Genomic DNA, 15691 nt, shown 5'->3' with positions numbered 1-15691 from the left:
TTATTTGGCTACTGCTTTTTTCATTAACTCTGTAATGTACGTAAAGAATGCTTCAGCTGTGACGTCATACACGACGTCTACAGGTCGCCCCTCTTCAGAAATTTCTGTTCTTCCTTGTCTTGGTGTTTCCGTATACACAATACTCGAAACGGTTTTTACCTTCACAAGTGTTGAATTCCCTGTAAATGCTGTTGTGAGTACATCCCACAAATAATAAGTCGAATTGGTTTCAACATGCACAAGCGGCGGGCAAGCCGCGTAGCACTGCCCTACAAAGTCTACTCCTTCATATCTGCGAAGTGAAGCCCACATTTGGCGAATAGCCGGCGTTAATGGAACTTGATTCGTGCTTTCTAAAGCAACCATCTCAATTTTAATGCTGCTTTCCCATACTGTTGCTACTGCTTCTGGATCCCAAAAAGCATTCCATTCCGCCGTTCCATCATGTTCAGGCTCCTGCACATTTCCTACTTCTTGAAATGTACCGCCCATCCACACTAACTTATCAATTTTCTCTTCTATTTCCGGCGCTTTTTCAAGTGCTCTTGCCAAATCAGTTAGCGGTCCTGTAAATAATAAAGTCGTTTTTCCGTCTGTGTGCTGCAATGTTTCAATTAAATGATCATGAGCAGGCAGCTGACTTATTTTTGTTTGCACTTTCCCTTTTTCATTTAAAATTGGCAGTGCATCTACATAAAACGTATGCATGCGCCATTCTTTTGGAAATGGGTTCATACCACGTGAAGTAGATTTGGCTACCTCGATATCATAACTTCCAAAACGATCAATAATTTTTTGGCTTGCGCTGATACCTGGCTCTAAGTATCCGTCAGCAGGAATGACAGATACCCCCGTTACCTTTACATCATCCATTTGCAGCAGTAAAAAAAGGGATACTAAATCATCAATCCCTGCATCATGGTTAAAATATATGTTTGTGCTCATGTCTCTTCTCCTCTTTTCTATGTATCGCTACGTAATAGCTATACCGCTATTTTATAATGAAATGGCCTCTTTGGTAATCAAAGTATTATGAACTTCTTTTACTATTTTCTATAATGGGTATAGAAATAAGGTAATCTATGTATAGGCATATACATCTCAGTATAGAAAGGAGAAATAAAATGAAGCAATCATTTTCAGCATTAGTAGTAGATAAAACAGGTGAAGAACAAGTGGAGGCGTCTGTCCAAGAACTGACGCTAAACGATTTGCCAGAAGGCGATGTACTTATTCGCGTTCATTATTCAGGGGTGAATTATAAAGATAGCTTAGCCAGCATCGCAAACGGCAATATTGTGACAAGCTATCCGTTTGTTCCAGGTATTGACCTAGCAGGAATCGTTGTATCTTCTGACAGCCCTGATTTTAAAGAAGGTGATCGTGTCATCGCAACAAGCTATGACATTGGCGTATCACACTTTGGAGGCTACAGTGAGTATGCGCGCTTACGCAGCGAATGGATTGTCCCTCTTCCTGAAAATTTGACGTTAAAAGAAGCAATGATTATCGGAACAGCTGGCTTTACAGCTGCTTTATCTGTGCATCGCTTAGAGGAAAACCATACTAGTCCATCTAACGGCTCTGTGCTTGTAACAGGGGCTACGGGAGGTGTAGGAAGCTTTGCGGTTGCCATTCTTTCAAAATTAGGCTACACAGTGGAAGCAAGTACAGGAAAAAGCTCGGAAGCAGCTTATTTGAAAGAGCTTGGCGCTTCCTCTATTGTAGCGCGTGAAGACGTTTATAACGGCAAATTAAAAGCATTAGGCAAGCAAAAATGGGCCGCTGCGGTGGATCCTGTGGGTGGAGAGCCCCTAGCTTCTGTCCTCAGTCAAATTCAGTACGGAGGCTCTGTAGCGGTCAGCGGGCTAACAGCTGGAGGCAAAGTGCCAACAACGGTCTTTCCCTTCATTTTGAGAGGGATTAATTTACTCGGCATCGATTCTGTTTACTGTCCAATGCCTACTCGAAAAGAGATTTGGAATAGACTCGCTAATGACTTTAAACCTGAAAGCTTCGAACCTTTCATTCAGCAGGAAGTTTCTTTACAAGATCTCCCTCAGGTTCTTCCTACTTTATTAAAAGGACAAGCTCGAGGACGAACAATTGTGAAGCTATAAAAAAACGGAGAAACCCAGGTTTCTCCGTTTTTTTACGAACAGACGCATGTTATTATGCATCTATTTTTGCTATTAAATCCGTCACTAATTCTTTCATCGTCACATCGGCTAAGACTTGTTCCATGGCATCTTGAGAACGTTTTAAAATCAATTCAAGGACACTTTGAATATTGGCTCCTACAGGACACTCCACATTCGGATTTTCATGCATTTGAAACAATTCTCCTTCTTCCACAGCCGCTACCGCTCGATAAACGTCTAACAACGTTATCTCTTCTAAATCTTTCAATAGATAAGCTCCGCCAGCTCCGGCTTTTACGCCCACAAGTCCAGCTTTCTTTAACATCCCAATTACTCGTCTTATAACAACAGGATTTGTATTTACACTGCTAGCAATCCACTCTGAAGTACTAGGATGACTGCTATCTACTTTAATTAAAGACAGTATGTGAACGGCCACGGTGAATCGACTGCTAATTTTCATTACTCTCACTCCTATTTTGTTGTAATCATTATAGTTACAACATTTATGAAAGTCAAGCGTGCTTTTTTAGGAAAGAATGTCTTCTTCTACCGCCTCATAAAAACGCAGCGTTTTCTTGATTTCCATAGCTTCAGAAAATGCTTTCGTTTTCTTTTTATTCGCTTCTTTATGTTCATTCACATGTTCTTCTCTTGAAATCCAAGCTTGAAAGAACTGTTTTTCTTCCCACTTGGATACAAAGATATATTCGACTTTATCCGCGGAATCTTTTTTCCAGCATTCGAACGATAAATTTCCTTTGGCTTCCTCAATTTCTGTTTTGTTTTTCTTAGCTTTTTGCTTGAGCCGTTCTTCAAATTTCTTTTCCGTTTCAAAACTTGCGTTTACAACAAACATCTTATCTCCCTTTCTAAATGAAAATGATTCTCACCAAATTATTGCATAGTAATTTTATTTTTTCAATTTATATGGATAATAAAATTACAGAAGCACAAAAAGACCGCTATTTAAGCGGTCTCCTTTTTATAAATGTTTTCGATGCACTGTCTTCCCATCATACGTGAAGGCAATTGGCTTGCCTTCCATCATCGTTTCTAAATGAACCGGTCGGCCCCAAAGCTGATGAACGTACGGTACCACTTTTTCTAAGTATTTAACATCTAATTCAATTCCTTCATACCAGTGTTTTAAATAGAGCTCTCCATTTTTTAAATAGTCTCCATTGGTTACTGTGATGTAAGGAAATCCTCCGTTTACGCGCATATTAACAAGCTGATCTCTAACTTCTGTCCACTCTTTATCGACGATTTTATAGTCTTTTCCTTGTTTTTGGAATAAGTACATATCCTCCCGCATAACTAAATCTTTTGTTAAGTAATTGCGGATAAAGGAAATATCTGATTCAACCTCACGTACCTCAAACATCTTCTCTCTTCCTGACCCGGGCTCGACGCCCCGGCGAATCATATCTTCGGTTGGATTGTTGTAGCGTTCTTCAATGTCTTCAAAGATTTTCAATCCCAAATAATATGGATTGATTCCCGTCTTGGACGGCTGCACAACCCCTGCATTTAGCTTCGCGAATTCTATCGCTTCATCACTCGTTAAGTCCATTTCTCGAATAATGCGTTGATGCCAGAAAGAAGCCCAGCCTTCATTCATAATTTTTGTTTCAAGCTGCGGCCAGAAATAAAGCATTTCTTCTCGCATCATCGTTAAAATATCCCGCTGCCAATCCTCTAAATAAGGACTGTATTCTTCAATAAATAATAAGATGTCTTTTTCAGGCTGAGGCGGAAATTTTTTAAAAGACTTTGGAGGTTTTGGTTTTTTCTTTTCTTTATAATCCAAATTCCATAAATCATCATAAGGAGAAGTGATTTCTTCTTCCGATGATTCTACATCATCTATGCTCCAAGAAAGCTTGGCACGCATAAGAGACGGATCAATATGTTCCTGAATCGATAAGACAGCATCCAAAAACTTTTCTACTTCACGCTTACCGTGCTTTACTTCGTATTCTTTAATTCGATCAGCGGTCGCTGCCATACTTTCTACCATATCCCGTTTAGTGTTGGCAAAACGGCTGTTATTTTTAAAGAAGTCACAGTGAGCTAACACGTGAGCTACAATTAATTTATTCTGAATAAGCGCATTGGAATCCAATAAAAATGCATAACAAGGATCTGAATTGATAACTAATTCATAAATTTTACTCAATCCAAGATCGTAGTGTAATTTCATTTTGTAAAATTGTTTTCCAAAGCTCCAATGTGAAAAACGAGTTGGCATCCCATATGCACCAAACGTATAAATAATATCTGCCGGGCAAATTTCATAGCGCATCGGATAAAAATCCAAACCGAAACCGCTAGCTATTTCCGTAATTTCATCAATCGCACGGTATAATTGCTTATAATCTGCTTCTTTCACGACAGCTCCCCCTTTCACTCCTTACTTCAATCTATGTACAAACATGTCAATTCATGTGTTTTCATCAAAAAGAAGCTTTATTTTTTCAAGAAAAGGGGATTTTTATTTAGTTGTCTTAAATAATGGATGTAATGTAACTGTTACGCTTCGTTATTCTTTGCCTTTCTTATCATTTATCCGGTGCTGTACGTTTATTCTTCTTACATAATGACTACAACCTCTTTTAATTATGCACTGGTCTTTTGCCCAACATTTACAGCGTAAGAATTCCCGCAAATATCATACACTAATTTCAACTCCTCAAAAGGAGGAACGTTATTAATGGATGTAATTGATTATGATCGAGCTTTATATTACACACACCGTTCACAATGGGATAACTTATTAATTTTAATGGTTCGAACAGACGACGATTTTCTTTCAAAAAAGATTGAACATTTTTTGCACGCCTACAATTTTGAACGAAACTACCGCATCATTCAAGAAGAGCTTTATTCTTTACTACGCTACATTGATCATGCAACGGAATATTCGGAGCACAACCCGGAGCTTCTGGAAGAATCATTGTACTAGTATTTTTGATACACACACTTGGACAAAGAAGGGATGAATTCCCTTCTTTATTTTTTTATGTTGCATTAAAAATATGCATATTTCATTTCAAAAAACATCAAATAATATATGTAAACATATTTATTTTTATCGTTGACATAAAAGTGAATTCGACGTACAATCTTCAGTACATACGCTAAGATATTTCAGTACATACTGGGAGGAACATATATGAATACTAAAAGGTTTCGCACATTAGATTTAACATTAGCCGGTATGTTTGCAGCTCTTATGGCTATTGGTGCAAACATTACTTCTTGGGCACCTTTTTTACAAGTAGGCGGCGTGCCTCTTTCGCTTCAGCCTTTTTTTGTTATATTAGCAGGACTTTTACTTGGGAGCCGAATGGGTTCTATTTCGATGATTGTATATGTATTAATTGGCATTGCCGGCGCTCCGGTATTTGCTCAATTTAAAGCAGGAATTGGTATTTTATTTGGAAGCACCGGCGGCTTTTTGCTTTCTTATATTGTCGCTGCATTTATCACAGGAAAAATTATGGAAATGCGCGGCAAGCCGACTTTTTCTATCTTTTTAATTTCATCGCTAGTTGGTATTGCAGTTATTTATTTAATTGGTACTACGTATATGTATATAGCGGTTAACTACTGGCTTGAAGCTCCTGCAATGACATATGCAGCTGCTTGGAAGATTATGTCGTGGTTTGCTGTAAAGGATCTTATTTTCACTGTTCTTGGGGCTATGCTTGCTCCGAGAATTTATAAAGCTCTACGATCTTCTTCATATTTGTCAAATACCCAATCAAATAAAGTATCATAAAAGAAGCCTGCTCAAGTTTGAGCAGGCTTTATTTTTATACCGTTTTCACTTTATCTAGTACACGCTCCACTTCACCCATTACAGCTGTTTGTACAGCTTCTAAATGGGCAATGCTCGTTGCTTCATCTTCTGACACAACGCCAAAATAGAACTTCACCTTTGGCTCTGTACCAGACGGACGAAGGCAGAACCAAGAACCGTCCTCTAAGATATATTTTAATACATTTGATTTTGGTAATGTAATCTCTTCTACTTTTCCTGCTTTAATATGCTGGCGCTCACTTAATGTATAATCCTCTACAACCGAAACATTTAACCCTGCAATGTCAGTAGGAGGCTCATTTCTAAATGTAGCCAAAATATGCTGAATTTGCTCAGATCCTTCTTTTCCTTTAAGCGTTAAAGATTTCAGACCTTCACGATAGAAACCATATTTAGTAAACACTTGCTGAAGCGCTTCATATAGCGTCATGCCCTGCTTTTTATAATAAGCACAAGCTTCTACCGCTAGAATGGCTGCTTGTACAGCGTCTTTGTCACGAGCAAAGTCACCAATTAAATAGCCGTAGCTTTCTTCATAACCGAATTGGAATGTATACTCGCCCGTTTGCTCATATTGCTTAATTTTTTCACCGATAAATTTAAAACCTGTTAGAGTGTCAACAACTTGCAATCCAAATGAACGAGCAATTTGTGCGCCGATTTCTGACGTTACAATCGTTTTTAACACAACGCCATTAGCAGGCAGCACGCCTTTTTCTTTCTTTTGAGAAAGCAAATAGTGAAGCAATAAAGCACCGGTTTGATTTCCTGTTAATAACGCATATTCGCCGCTTGGATCTTTGACAGCAATTCCTAAACGGTCTGCATCTGGATCCGTTGCGATTAAGAGATCTGCATCAATTTCTTTTCCTTTACGAACAGCATATTCAAATGCAGCCGGCTCTTCAGGATTCGGAGATTTAACCGTCGAAAAATTCGGATCAGGAAGTTCTTGTTCTTCAATAACCGTAACATTTTCGTAACCGATGGATTGAAGCGCGTTGCGAACTGGCTTATTAGCTGTACCATGTAGAGGTGTAAAAACTACCTTTAAGTTTTTACCTGTTTCAGAAGCTAGCTCTGGGTTAATTAAAATCGTTTTTAGTTTCTCATTGTATGCTTCGTCAATCGCTGAACCAATCATTTCAATAAAACCTTTTTCTTTTAGCTCCGCTTCAGATTGAACAGCTAATGTAAGTTCATTTTCCACAGCATTTACAAAGCCAACTAGTTCATCAGCTTCTTTTGGCGGCAGCTGACCACCGTCTGGACCATATACTTTGTATCCATTATATTCAGGAGGATTGTGGCTCGCTGTAATAACAATACCTCCAAATGCGTTTAACTCACGCACTGCAAATGAAAGTTCAGGTGTTGGTCTTAGCTCTTCAAATACATACGTTTTAATTCCGTGACTTGCTAATGTTTTTGCTGCTTCCATCGCAAATTCAGGCGATTTGTGGCGAGAATCATATGCAATGACTACGCCTTGCTTGATAGCTTCTTCGCCAGCTTGTTTAATGTACTCAGCAAAGCCTTCAGAAGCTTTTCGGATTGTATACGTATTCATACGGTTTGTACCCGCTCCAATTTCTCCACGCATTCCGCCTGTTCCAAATTCCAATGTTTTGTAAAAACTATCTTCTAATTGTTTTTCATCACCTTTGATTGCATCCAAATTTTGACGTAATTCAGGATCTAAATTTGGGTGATTAATCCAAGATGTATACGTTTCTTTCCAACTCATAAAAAAAAAGCCCCCTTATATAAATGTAAATATGTATGAAAAGAGAAAAACGAGTAATCGTCTTTCTCTTTTTTTAACAGTCATATTATATTTCTTCGTCAAAATTTGACTTCCTGCTATTATATTATGGCTGTATTGACAAATTTTGAGGTACTTTTTTATTTTATCATGAAATACCTGTCATACGGTTAACTTTTTCATCTACTGGTACAACTGCGTCATGAAGGTGCTGTTCTAATTCATCGGTATAAGCTTTTGTTTGCTCAGGCGTCCACTTTAACTCTTCGGCCATATGAGCAATCACTTGTTTTTTCCAGCTTCTTACCCAGTTGATATCAAAGAATAAAGCGCCCGTACGTCGAATGAAGAAGTCCACTGGTTTTGAAACCATTTCTTCTTCTATGCCATATTGAATTTGCAAAAATACACTAGCTGGAAGGTCGCTGTTTTTTAGCTGATCCGGACGTTCAATCATGTAGCGGTATACTTTGTCTACGTTTGAGCCATAGCGTTTTACAAGCTTTTCAGCAGCGTCACGTGATAACCCTAGTTTGATGCCTTCTTTGACTTTTTGCTCTACAAACGTTGGGAACCCGCCTGAACCTCCTACATTACCTCCAGAAATCGGTAAATGTTTAGTTTGACAGCTTTCAAATTCGCGTCCTTCTGCTTTAAAATCTTCAGCTACGCGATTTACGACAATTTCAGCCATTTTACGGTACCCAGTTAATTTCCCTCCAGCGATTGTAATTAAACCTGATTCTGATGTCCAGATTTCATCTTTACGCGAAATTTCAGAAGGATCTTTTCCTTGTTCGTGAATAAGTGGACGAACACCCGCCCAGCTTGATTCTACGTCGTCTACTGTAATATCAACCGTTGGGAACATATAGTTAATCGCATCAATAACATATTGACGGTCTTTTACAGTCATACGCGGATGTCTAGCGTCTTCTTTATAGACCGTGTCTGTTGTGCCTACGTATGTTTTTCCATCACGCGGAATTGCAAATACCATACGTCCGTCAGGTGTATCAAAGTAAATGGCTTGTTTTAACGGAAAGCGCTCTTGATCAATAACTAAGTGAATTCCTTTTGTTAATTGAAGCTGCTTGCCTTTTTTTGAATTATCTTTTTCACGCAGCGTGTCCACCCATGGACCTGCAGCATTGACGATTTTTTTTGCATAGATATTATATTCTTTATTCGTAAGCTGATCGCGAACAACAGCCCCTACTACTTTTCCTTTATCGTAGATGAAGTTTTCCACTTTTGTGTAATTGACTAAATCTGCTCCTCTTGCGGCAGCTTCTTTAGCTACTTCAATCGTTAAACGTGCATCATCTGTTTTATATTCAACGTAGTAACCGCCGCCTTTTAACTCTTTAGATTTCACTAGTGGCTCGCGTCTAAGCGTTTCTTCTGCGCTAAACATTTTGCGGCGCTCTGCACGTTTTACTCCTGCTAAGAAATCATATACGCGCAATCCAATTGAAGTTGAGAATTTCCCAAATGTTCCACCCGTATGGAAAGGTAACAGCATCCACTCCGGAGTCGTTACATGAGGGCCATTTTCATATACAATGGCACGTTCTTTACCAACTTCGGCTACCATTTTAACTTCAAACTGTTTTAAATAGCGTAGACCGCCGTGAACAAGCTTCGTTGAACGACTAGATGTTCCTGCTGCGAAATCCTGCATTTCAACTAATGCCGTTTTCATGCCTCGATGAGTCGCATCAAGTGCAATACCTGACCCAGTAATTCCCCCACCAATTACTAATAAATCATATTGATTTTGTGTCATGTCTACCAATTTATTCGAACGTGTTTGACTTGAAAACATACGTCATTCCCCTTTCATTTTTCAAAGATATCAAAATTTTCCAATATACAAAAAGAGAGACCACAAATCACATATATAGTATGCCTACATATGGATCTGTGGTCTCTCCGATTCTCCAACCAATTTATTAACTTGAATACATTATATCATACATGCGTTTTTAATTAAAGGATTTTCATCAAATAATTACTTAAAAGCCATTGTTGCATGTACGGCTTTTTTCCAGCCGCTATATAATTCTTCACGTTGTTCTTCTTCCATATTTGGTTCGAAAGATTTTTCCATATTCCACTGCTGCGCAATTTCATCACAATCTTTCCAGTAGCCGACCGCAAGACCCGCTAAATATGCTGCCCCAAGAGCGGTTGTTTCATTCACTTGAGGACGCTCAACAGGAACATCTAACACATCACTTTGGAACTGCATTAAGAAATTATTTTTAACTGCTCCTCCGTCTACACGCAATGTTTTTAATGTAATTCCAGAGTCTGCTTCCATCGCGCTTAATACGTCTCTTGTTTGATAAGCTAATGATTCAAGCGTTGCACGGATAAAGTGTTCTTTTTTTGTACCTCGAGTTAATCCAAACATCGCTCCACGTACATCGCTATCCCAATAAGGTGTTCCAAGTCCTACGAAAGCTGGCACAATATATACGCCGTCTGTAGACTCTACTCGTGTTGCATAGTTTTCAGTTTCAGCCGCATTTTTAAACATTCTCAAACCGTCGCGAAGCCACTGAATAGCAGATCCTGCTACAAAAATACTGCCTTCAAGCGCGTATTCTACTTTGCCGTTGATCCCCCATGCTAATGTAGTTAACAAACCGTGATCCGACTTAACTGCTTTTTCACCCGTATTCATTAACATGAAGCAACCTGTTCCATACGTGTTTTTCGCCATTCCTTTTTCATAGCACGCTTGTCCAAATAAAGCGGCTTGCTGATCCCCTGCTGCTCCAGCAATTGGAATGTTTTGACCAAAGAAATGATAATCTACGGTATGAGCGTATACTTCAGAAGAAGGCTTTACTTCCGGAAGCATAGATTTTGGTACTCCTAAAATATCTAGTAGTTCATCATCCCATTTTAAATCGTAGATATTGAACATAAGCGTGCGAGAGGCATTTGAGTAATCCGTTACATGCGCTTTTCCGCCTGATAACTTCCAAATTAACCATGTATCAATTGTTCCAAATAACAATTCACCGTTTTCTGCTTTTTCTCGTGCACCTTCTACGTTATCTAAAATCCACTTTACTTTCGTTCCAGAGAAGTATGCGTCAATTAATAACCCCGTTTTGTCGCGGAACGTATCGTTTAATCCTTTTGCCTTTAATTCTTCACAAATACCAGACGTTTGACGAGACTGCCATACGATAGCATTATACACGGGTTTTCCTGTTGCTTTTTCCCATACTACGGCTGTTTCACGCTGATTCGTAATCCCAATTGCTTCAATTTGGTCCGCGTGAACGCCTGACTCAGATAAACAAGATGCGATAACAGCAAGGATAGAACCCCAAATTTCACTTGCATTATGCTCTACCCAACCTGGTTTTGGAAAGTACTGCGTAAACTCTTTTTGAGCTACATGCACAACTTCACCTTTTTTATTAAATAACATTGCTCGTGAGCTCGTTGTTCCTTGGTCTAAAGATAAAATAAATTTTTCCATATCAATATCCCCTATTCTCTGTATAGTGTCGTTTCTTTATTGTACATAGTTAGATGGTAAAGCGCATTCATTTTTTCGGTACTACTGCTGATTGAATTTGGGCTGCTTTTTGTTTAGAAACCGCGTAGATAACCGCTAAAACAATCACTGCAATACTTAAGACAATCCATAAGCTGTTAGACATTTTATTTAAGAATGCTGCTTGATAAAAGACTGCGCCAATTGATCCCCCTAATAGAGGCCCCACTACTGGCACCCAAGCATATTTCCAGTTCGAGCTGCCTTTACCAGGTATCGGCAAGATAGCATGAGCAATACGAGGTCCTAAATCACGAGCAGGGTTGATAGCATACCCTGTTGTTCCTCCTAATGATAAACCAATACTTACGATTAAAAATCCTACTACTAAAGGATTTAATCCATCTGTAAATTTATTTGCTCCAATTGCTAAAATTCCTACTACTAATACAAATGTTCCAATCGCCTCACTTAAAACGTTTGCAAATGGGTTCTCAATTGCTGGCCCCGTTGCAAATACGCCTAGTTTTGTACCAGCATCTTTTGTTTCTTTCCAGTGTGGAAGATAGTGTAAATAAACAACTGTTGCACCAAGAATCGCTCCAATAAACTGAGCTAAAATGTACATCGGTACTTGCGACCATGGAAAATCACCTGTAATAGCAAGCGCTACTGTTAGCGCTGGGTTTAAGTGTGCTCCACTCATATTACCAACCGCATATGCTGCCATGGCTACTGCCATTCCCCACCCCATTGTGATAACAATCCATCCTGAATTAGCAGCAAACGATTTTTTTAAATTGACGCCCGCACATACACCAGCGCCAAGGATAATTAGTATCATTGTTCCAATTACTTCTCCTAAAAATGCTTGCATATAAATACCTCCCCTTTGTATAAACACGGTTAACATTACAAGAAAATAAGAAAATCCACCATACATCCCCCTAATAAAATCATTAAAAGGCTATACCGTGGATCTCCTATTCTCCCTCACAACTATTAACTTATCTAGAAGTTTACTAGATTATGAAAGCGTTGTCAAACAGTTTTTTTAAGTTGAAATACTCCACAGTTCTCTATTTGATGTTGTAACAGCAGAAGCCCCGGCTCCTAAAGCATTACGAACTTCTTCTTCGGTTCGTATTAAACCTCCGGCTAACACCGGAATGCCTGTTTCAGCTTTGACTTCTTGGATTAAAGTGGGCACAATTCCAGGAAGAAGCTCAATATAATCGGGTTTTACTTTCTTCATTAACTCGTAGCTTTTCTTCAAAGCCGTGCTGTCTAATAAAAAGACCCGTTGAATGGCATAGATTCCTCTTTGTTTAGCTTTTAAAATGACGTTTGTTCTTGTCGAAATAATCCCCGCAGGCTTAAACTCCTGACACAAAAAATCAACCGCATACTCATCGTGCTTTAAGCCATGAATTAAGTCTAAATGAATGATTAGCTTTTTTTCATGCTTATGAACCTCTCTCATAATTCCTTTTAGCATGCCCACTTGATTGTCTAAAAGAACTCCGTACTCGTAATTGCTTACTAAAAAATTTTCCAATTGCTTCATATCTCGAACAGCGGGTAATACCGATTGTCCATGAAAACTCATGTTTTCCCCTCTTTTCCATGGTTAGTCCACAAAATTCATTGTAATAGTTTTTATTATGGCAAAAGTTGAAATAAAAAACACCATGCATTTGCATGATGTTTTTAGAAACTGCGTTATTTTTTATATTTAATATTGTAAACGTCATGGCGTCGATCTTTTAATTGACGAACCGTTCCTGATTGACGCTGGCGACGAAGAATTTCTAAATCTACATCTCCAATAACCACCATTTCAATATTAGGGTTACATTCTCCTACAATACCGTCTCGTGCAAATTCAAAGTCAGACGGTGCAAAAATAGCAGACTGAGCGTACTGAATATCCATATTTTCTGTTTCAGGCAGGTTTCCAACCGTACCTGCGATAACCGTATAAATTTGGTTTTCGATCGCACGAGCCTGAGAGCAGTATCTTACGCGCAGATAGCCTTGACGATCTTCCGTACAGAATGGTGTAAAAATAATATTTGCACCTTTATCTGTAGCAATACGAGCAAGCTCAGGAAATTCAATGTCATAGCAAATTTGGATCGCAATTTTCCCGCAATCTGTATCAAACACTTCAACTTTATCTCCTGGGCTAATTCCCCACCATTTTCTTTCATTAGGTGTAATATGCACTTTGTACTGCTTTTCAATTGTTCCATCTCGGCGGAATAGATAGGCAATATTAAAGATATCTCCATTATCTTCTTCGACGAAGTGGGATCCTCCAATAATATTTACGTTATATTTAACCGCTAAGTTAGTAAATAACTCAATGTACTCTTCCGTATATTCTGCTACGCGCTGAACCGCTTTGCTTGGAATCTTTTCATTCAAGAAAGACATGAGCTGAGTTGTGAAAATTTCCGGGAATACGCAGAAGTCGGCTTTTGCATCATAAGCAACATCTGTATAATATTCTACCTGTGTTGCAAACTCTTCAAATGAATTGATCTGTTTCATCATATACTGAACAACACAAATACGCACTGGGAATGATGTTTTAAAATGGCGTTTTGAACGGCGAACATAATCTACGTTGTTCCATTCCATCAGCGTTGCATACTTATTAGAAGCTAGGTCATCAGGAAGATAACCAGGGTTTATACGCATAAGCGTAAATCCGTTCATTAGCTGAAAAGATAGTACTGGATCATAAATTTTATGATGAATAACTTGCTCTACATACTCTCTAGGCGACATTTCAGCTGAATGCTTATGGTAATTAGGAATTCTTCCTCCGATGATGATACTTTTAAGGTTCAATTCACGTGCTAAATCTTTACGCGCTTCATATAAGCGGCGTCCTATTTTCATGCCGCGATACTTTGGATGAACCATTACTTCAATTCCATACAGATTGTAGCCTTCCGGGTTATGATTTGTAATGTATCCTTCGTCTGTAATATCGTCCCACGTATGCTGATCATCGTACTCATCAAAGTTCACAATCAAGCTTGAACAAGATCCGATAATTTCCCCGTCGTACTCTGCACATATTTGTCCTTCTGGAAAAATGGCCAGATGACTTTCAAGCTGTTCTTTTTTCCACGGATCCATTCCGGGGAATGATAGCTTTTGAAGTGCTAAAATTTCATCTATATCGTCCGGTTTGATGTTACGAATAATCATTTTTTTCTCGAATTTTGATAAGTCTATTGTAGACATACGCTCAAACAACCCTTTCTCTCTCTTCATTAGGCAATTAGTTTCCCTGTTTTTTATTATAATAAACATTATTAAAAATTCAAAAAATGAGGTTGAGACATAACGAAATAAATCCAATCTAAAGACGAAAAAATGGATACATTAGCTTGTGACACCACTGTTGACTTCCGTGCAAGACTTCGCTTTCCGCGGGCGGCCGCAGGAGTCTTCACCCTCCCATCAACTGCTAGAAGGAACGAAACAGATGAAATCTGCGTTCACCATAATAAAAAAAACGAACCAAGAATCAAAATTCTGATCAATGGTTCGTTTTTCACTTAGGCTAAAATACTTTTGTCCCAGCCTCATTTTCTATTTGCAAATATCTAATTTTATGGATGTTTTTTTATTAGGATAATTTTCAATAAATCCTGGTCCTAAAGAGACTTTAATGCCATCTATTTTATATACATTATAACGTTCACCGCGATTTAACGTACGAATCTTTACCCATTTTCCTTGTTCTTCTTTTAACAAAACCATCGGTGATTGAATCGTTACAAAACCAATTTGGCCTTTTGAGAGCTTTTTCGTTTTACAAAGATTCTGGGCAACTGGAGTACTGCTTATTTTGTATTTGTTTTTCATAGCGATTGAATCAAAACTTTGAGAATGAAATTGACCAATAACCACTTTTGTACCGGTTTGAACGCGGTCAAACAGCCAGCGTACCTCTTCATCATACATACGAATGCACCCTGAACTTGCGTAGGTTCCGATAGAACTTGGATTATTATTTCCATGAATAGCGTACGTGGTGCCATACGTTCCGCGCGCATTTAATCCTAGCCAGCGATCACCTAGTGGATTCCTAGGATCTCCTCCCCGAATGTTGTCTTTATAATAAGGCCGGTTTTTAATTTTATTCACAATGCTAAAAGTACCCTCTGGTGTATAACTCATCTGCCTCCCTGTCGCAACTTTGAACGTCTTTACTAATTTTCCTCCATTATAAAAAGCAAGGGTGTTAGTAGATTTATTAATGATAATAAGTTGATTTGCCGCCGCAGAAGCATTGCCTGTCAGACCCATCCCTGCGAGTAAAAAAACAAGCCCAACAAAAAAAACAGCCACCTTTTTCATTTATCGACTCCCCCAATTTCTCTTATATCTATATAAGAAAAGTATAGGAT

Annotated in this window: 14 protein-coding genes; 3 read left to right on the top strand and 11 right to left on the bottom strand. The window is 38.6% G+C overall.

Annotated elements, in window-relative coordinates; translation table 11 throughout:
- Nucleotides 1-945: a nucleoside hydrolase gene (locus MKX72_RS02765; RefSeq protein WP_033580660.1), complete on the bottom strand. Its 945-nt coding sequence runs from the start codon at nt 943-945 to the stop codon at nt 1-3.
- Between the two features lie 179 nt (nt 946-1124).
- On the opposite strand from MKX72_RS02765, the gene MKX72_RS02760 reads away from it, so the two are divergent.
- Nucleotides 1125-2120: an NADPH:quinone oxidoreductase family protein gene (locus tag MKX72_RS02760; RefSeq protein WP_028412585.1), complete on the top strand. Its 996-nt coding sequence runs from the start codon at nt 1125-1127 to the stop codon at nt 2118-2120.
- A gap of 52 nt (nt 2121-2172) precedes the next feature.
- Here the strand turns inward: MKX72_RS02760 and MKX72_RS02755 are convergent, their stop codons facing one another.
- The 3 genes from MKX72_RS02755 to MKX72_RS02745 all read right to left on the bottom strand — a co-directional run bounded on the left by MKX72_RS02755 (nt 2173) and on the right by MKX72_RS02745 (nt 4536).
- Nucleotides 2173-2604, bottom strand: a complete 432-nt coding sequence (locus MKX72_RS02755; protein ID WP_013081642.1) for an Rrf2 family transcriptional regulator — start codon at nt 2602-2604, stop codon at nt 2173-2175.
- Between the two features lie 66 nt (nt 2605-2670).
- The gene (locus MKX72_RS02750) at nt 2671-3000 is read right to left on the bottom strand and encodes an antibiotic biosynthesis monooxygenase family protein (RefSeq protein WP_033580661.1); all 330 of its coding nucleotides are present in this window, start codon (nt 2998-3000) and stop codon (nt 2671-2673) included.
- Between the two features lie 126 nt (nt 3001-3126).
- Entirely contained in the window at nt 3127-4536 is a 1410-nt protein-coding gene (locus MKX72_RS02745; protein ID WP_033580662.1) for a SpoVR family protein, read from the bottom strand.
- A 321-nt stretch (nt 4537-4857) separates the two neighbouring features.
- Between MKX72_RS02745 and MKX72_RS02740 the strand changes: the two genes are divergently transcribed.
- Both MKX72_RS02740 and MKX72_RS02735 read left to right on the top strand, forming a co-directional pair.
- Nucleotides 4858-5109, top strand: a complete 252-nt coding sequence (locus MKX72_RS02740; RefSeq protein ID WP_013055267.1) for a YhdB family protein — start codon at nt 4858-4860, stop codon at nt 5107-5109.
- 210 nt (nt 5110-5319) lie between these two features.
- Nucleotides 5320-5928: a biotin transporter BioY gene (locus MKX72_RS02735; RefSeq protein ID WP_014461709.1), complete on the top strand. Its 609-nt coding sequence runs from the start codon at nt 5320-5322 to the stop codon at nt 5926-5928.
- 34 nt (nt 5929-5962) lie between these two features.
- Here the strand turns inward: MKX72_RS02735 and MKX72_RS02730 are convergent, their stop codons facing one another.
- The 7 genes from MKX72_RS02730 to MKX72_RS02700 all read right to left on the bottom strand — a co-directional run bounded on the left by MKX72_RS02730 (nt 5963) and on the right by MKX72_RS02700 (nt 15641).
- Nucleotides 5963-7717: a phospho-sugar mutase gene (locus MKX72_RS02730; protein WP_034268064.1), complete on the bottom strand. Its 1755-nt coding sequence runs from the start codon at nt 7715-7717 to the stop codon at nt 5963-5965.
- Between the two features lie 166 nt (nt 7718-7883).
- Nucleotides 7884-9563, bottom strand: coding sequence for a glycerol-3-phosphate dehydrogenase/oxidase (locus MKX72_RS02725; RefSeq protein WP_034268068.1), 1680 nt, complete (start codon nt 9561-9563; stop codon nt 7884-7886).
- A 186-nt stretch (nt 9564-9749) separates the two neighbouring features.
- A complete protein-coding gene (gene glpK, locus MKX72_RS02720; RefSeq protein ID WP_033580665.1) occupies nt 9750-11240 on the bottom strand; it encodes a glycerol kinase GlpK in 1491 nt (496 codons plus the stop codon).
- 67 nt (nt 11241-11307) lie between these two features.
- Nucleotides 11308-12135 carry an MIP/aquaporin family protein gene (locus tag MKX72_RS02715; RefSeq protein ID WP_155008654.1) on the bottom strand — a complete coding sequence of 276 codons (828 nt, stop codon included), beginning with the start codon at nt 12133-12135 and terminating at the stop codon, nt 11308-11310.
- Between the two features lie 177 nt (nt 12136-12312).
- Nucleotides 12313-12867 carry a glycerol-3-phosphate responsive antiterminator gene (locus tag MKX72_RS02710; protein ID WP_033580667.1) on the bottom strand — a complete coding sequence of 185 codons (555 nt, stop codon included), beginning with the start codon at nt 12865-12867 and terminating at the stop codon, nt 12313-12315.
- 113 nt (nt 12868-12980) lie between these two features.
- Complete coding sequence (locus MKX72_RS02705; protein WP_013055260.1) at nt 12981-14519, bottom strand: carbon-nitrogen hydrolase family protein; 1539 nt, start codon at nt 14517-14519, stop codon at nt 12981-12983.
- A gap of 351 nt (nt 14520-14870) precedes the next feature.
- Nucleotides 14871-15641: a L,D-transpeptidase gene (locus MKX72_RS02700; RefSeq protein WP_155008652.1), complete on the bottom strand. Its 771-nt coding sequence runs from the start codon at nt 15639-15641 to the stop codon at nt 14871-14873.
- Between the last annotated feature and the right edge of the window lie 50 nt (nt 15642-15691).

The organism is Priestia sp. FSL R5-0597 (genome assembly GCF_038006305.1).
Classification (GTDB): domain Bacteria; phylum Bacillota; class Bacilli; order Bacillales; family Bacillaceae_H; genus Priestia; species Priestia zanthoxyli.
Note: the sequence above shows the minus strand (reverse complement) of the source record. Positions and strands in the feature narration are given on the sequence as shown.

Coding starts and splice junctions, on each gene's coding strand:
- MKX72_RS02765 (WP_033580660.1), bottom strand. CDS start 945: ATGAGCACAAACATATATTTTAACCATGATGCAGGGATTGATGATTTA.
- MKX72_RS02760 (WP_028412585.1), top strand. CDS start 1,125: ATGAAGCAATCATTTTCAGCATTAGTAGTAGATAAAACAGGTGAAGAA.
- MKX72_RS02755 (WP_013081642.1), bottom strand. CDS start 2,604: ATGAAAATTAGCAGTCGATTCACCGTGGCCGTTCACATACTGTCTTTA.
- MKX72_RS02750 (WP_033580661.1), bottom strand. CDS start 3,000: ATGTTTGTTGTAAACGCAAGTTTTGAAACGGAAAAGAAATTTGAAGAA.
- MKX72_RS02740 (WP_013055267.1), top strand. CDS start 4,858: ATGGATGTAATTGATTATGATCGAGCTTTATATTACACACACCGTTCA.
- MKX72_RS02735 (WP_014461709.1), top strand. CDS start 5,320: ATGAATACTAAAAGGTTTCGCACATTAGATTTAACATTAGCCGGTATG.
- MKX72_RS02730 (WP_034268064.1), bottom strand. CDS start 7,717: ATGAGTTGGAAAGAAACGTATACATCTTGGATTAATCACCCAAATTTA.
- MKX72_RS02725 (WP_034268068.1), bottom strand. CDS start 9,563: ATGTTTTCAAGTCAAACACGTTCGAATAAATTGGTAGACATGACACAA.
- glpK (WP_033580665.1), bottom strand. CDS start 11,240: ATGGAAAAATTTATTTTATCTTTAGACCAAGGAACAACGAGCTCACGA.
- MKX72_RS02715 (WP_155008654.1), bottom strand. CDS start 12,135: ATGCAAGCATTTTTAGGAGAAGTAATTGGAACAATGATACTAATTATC.
- MKX72_RS02710 (WP_033580667.1), bottom strand. CDS start 12,867: ATGAGTTTTCATGGACAATCGGTATTACCCGCTGTTCGAGATATGAAG.
- MKX72_RS02705 (WP_013055260.1), bottom strand. CDS start 14,519: ATGTCTACAATAGACTTATCAAAATTCGAGAAAAAAATGATTATTCGT.
- MKX72_RS02700 (WP_155008652.1), bottom strand. CDS start 15,641: ATGAAAAAGGTGGCTGTTTTTTTTGTTGGGCTTGTTTTTTTACTCGCA.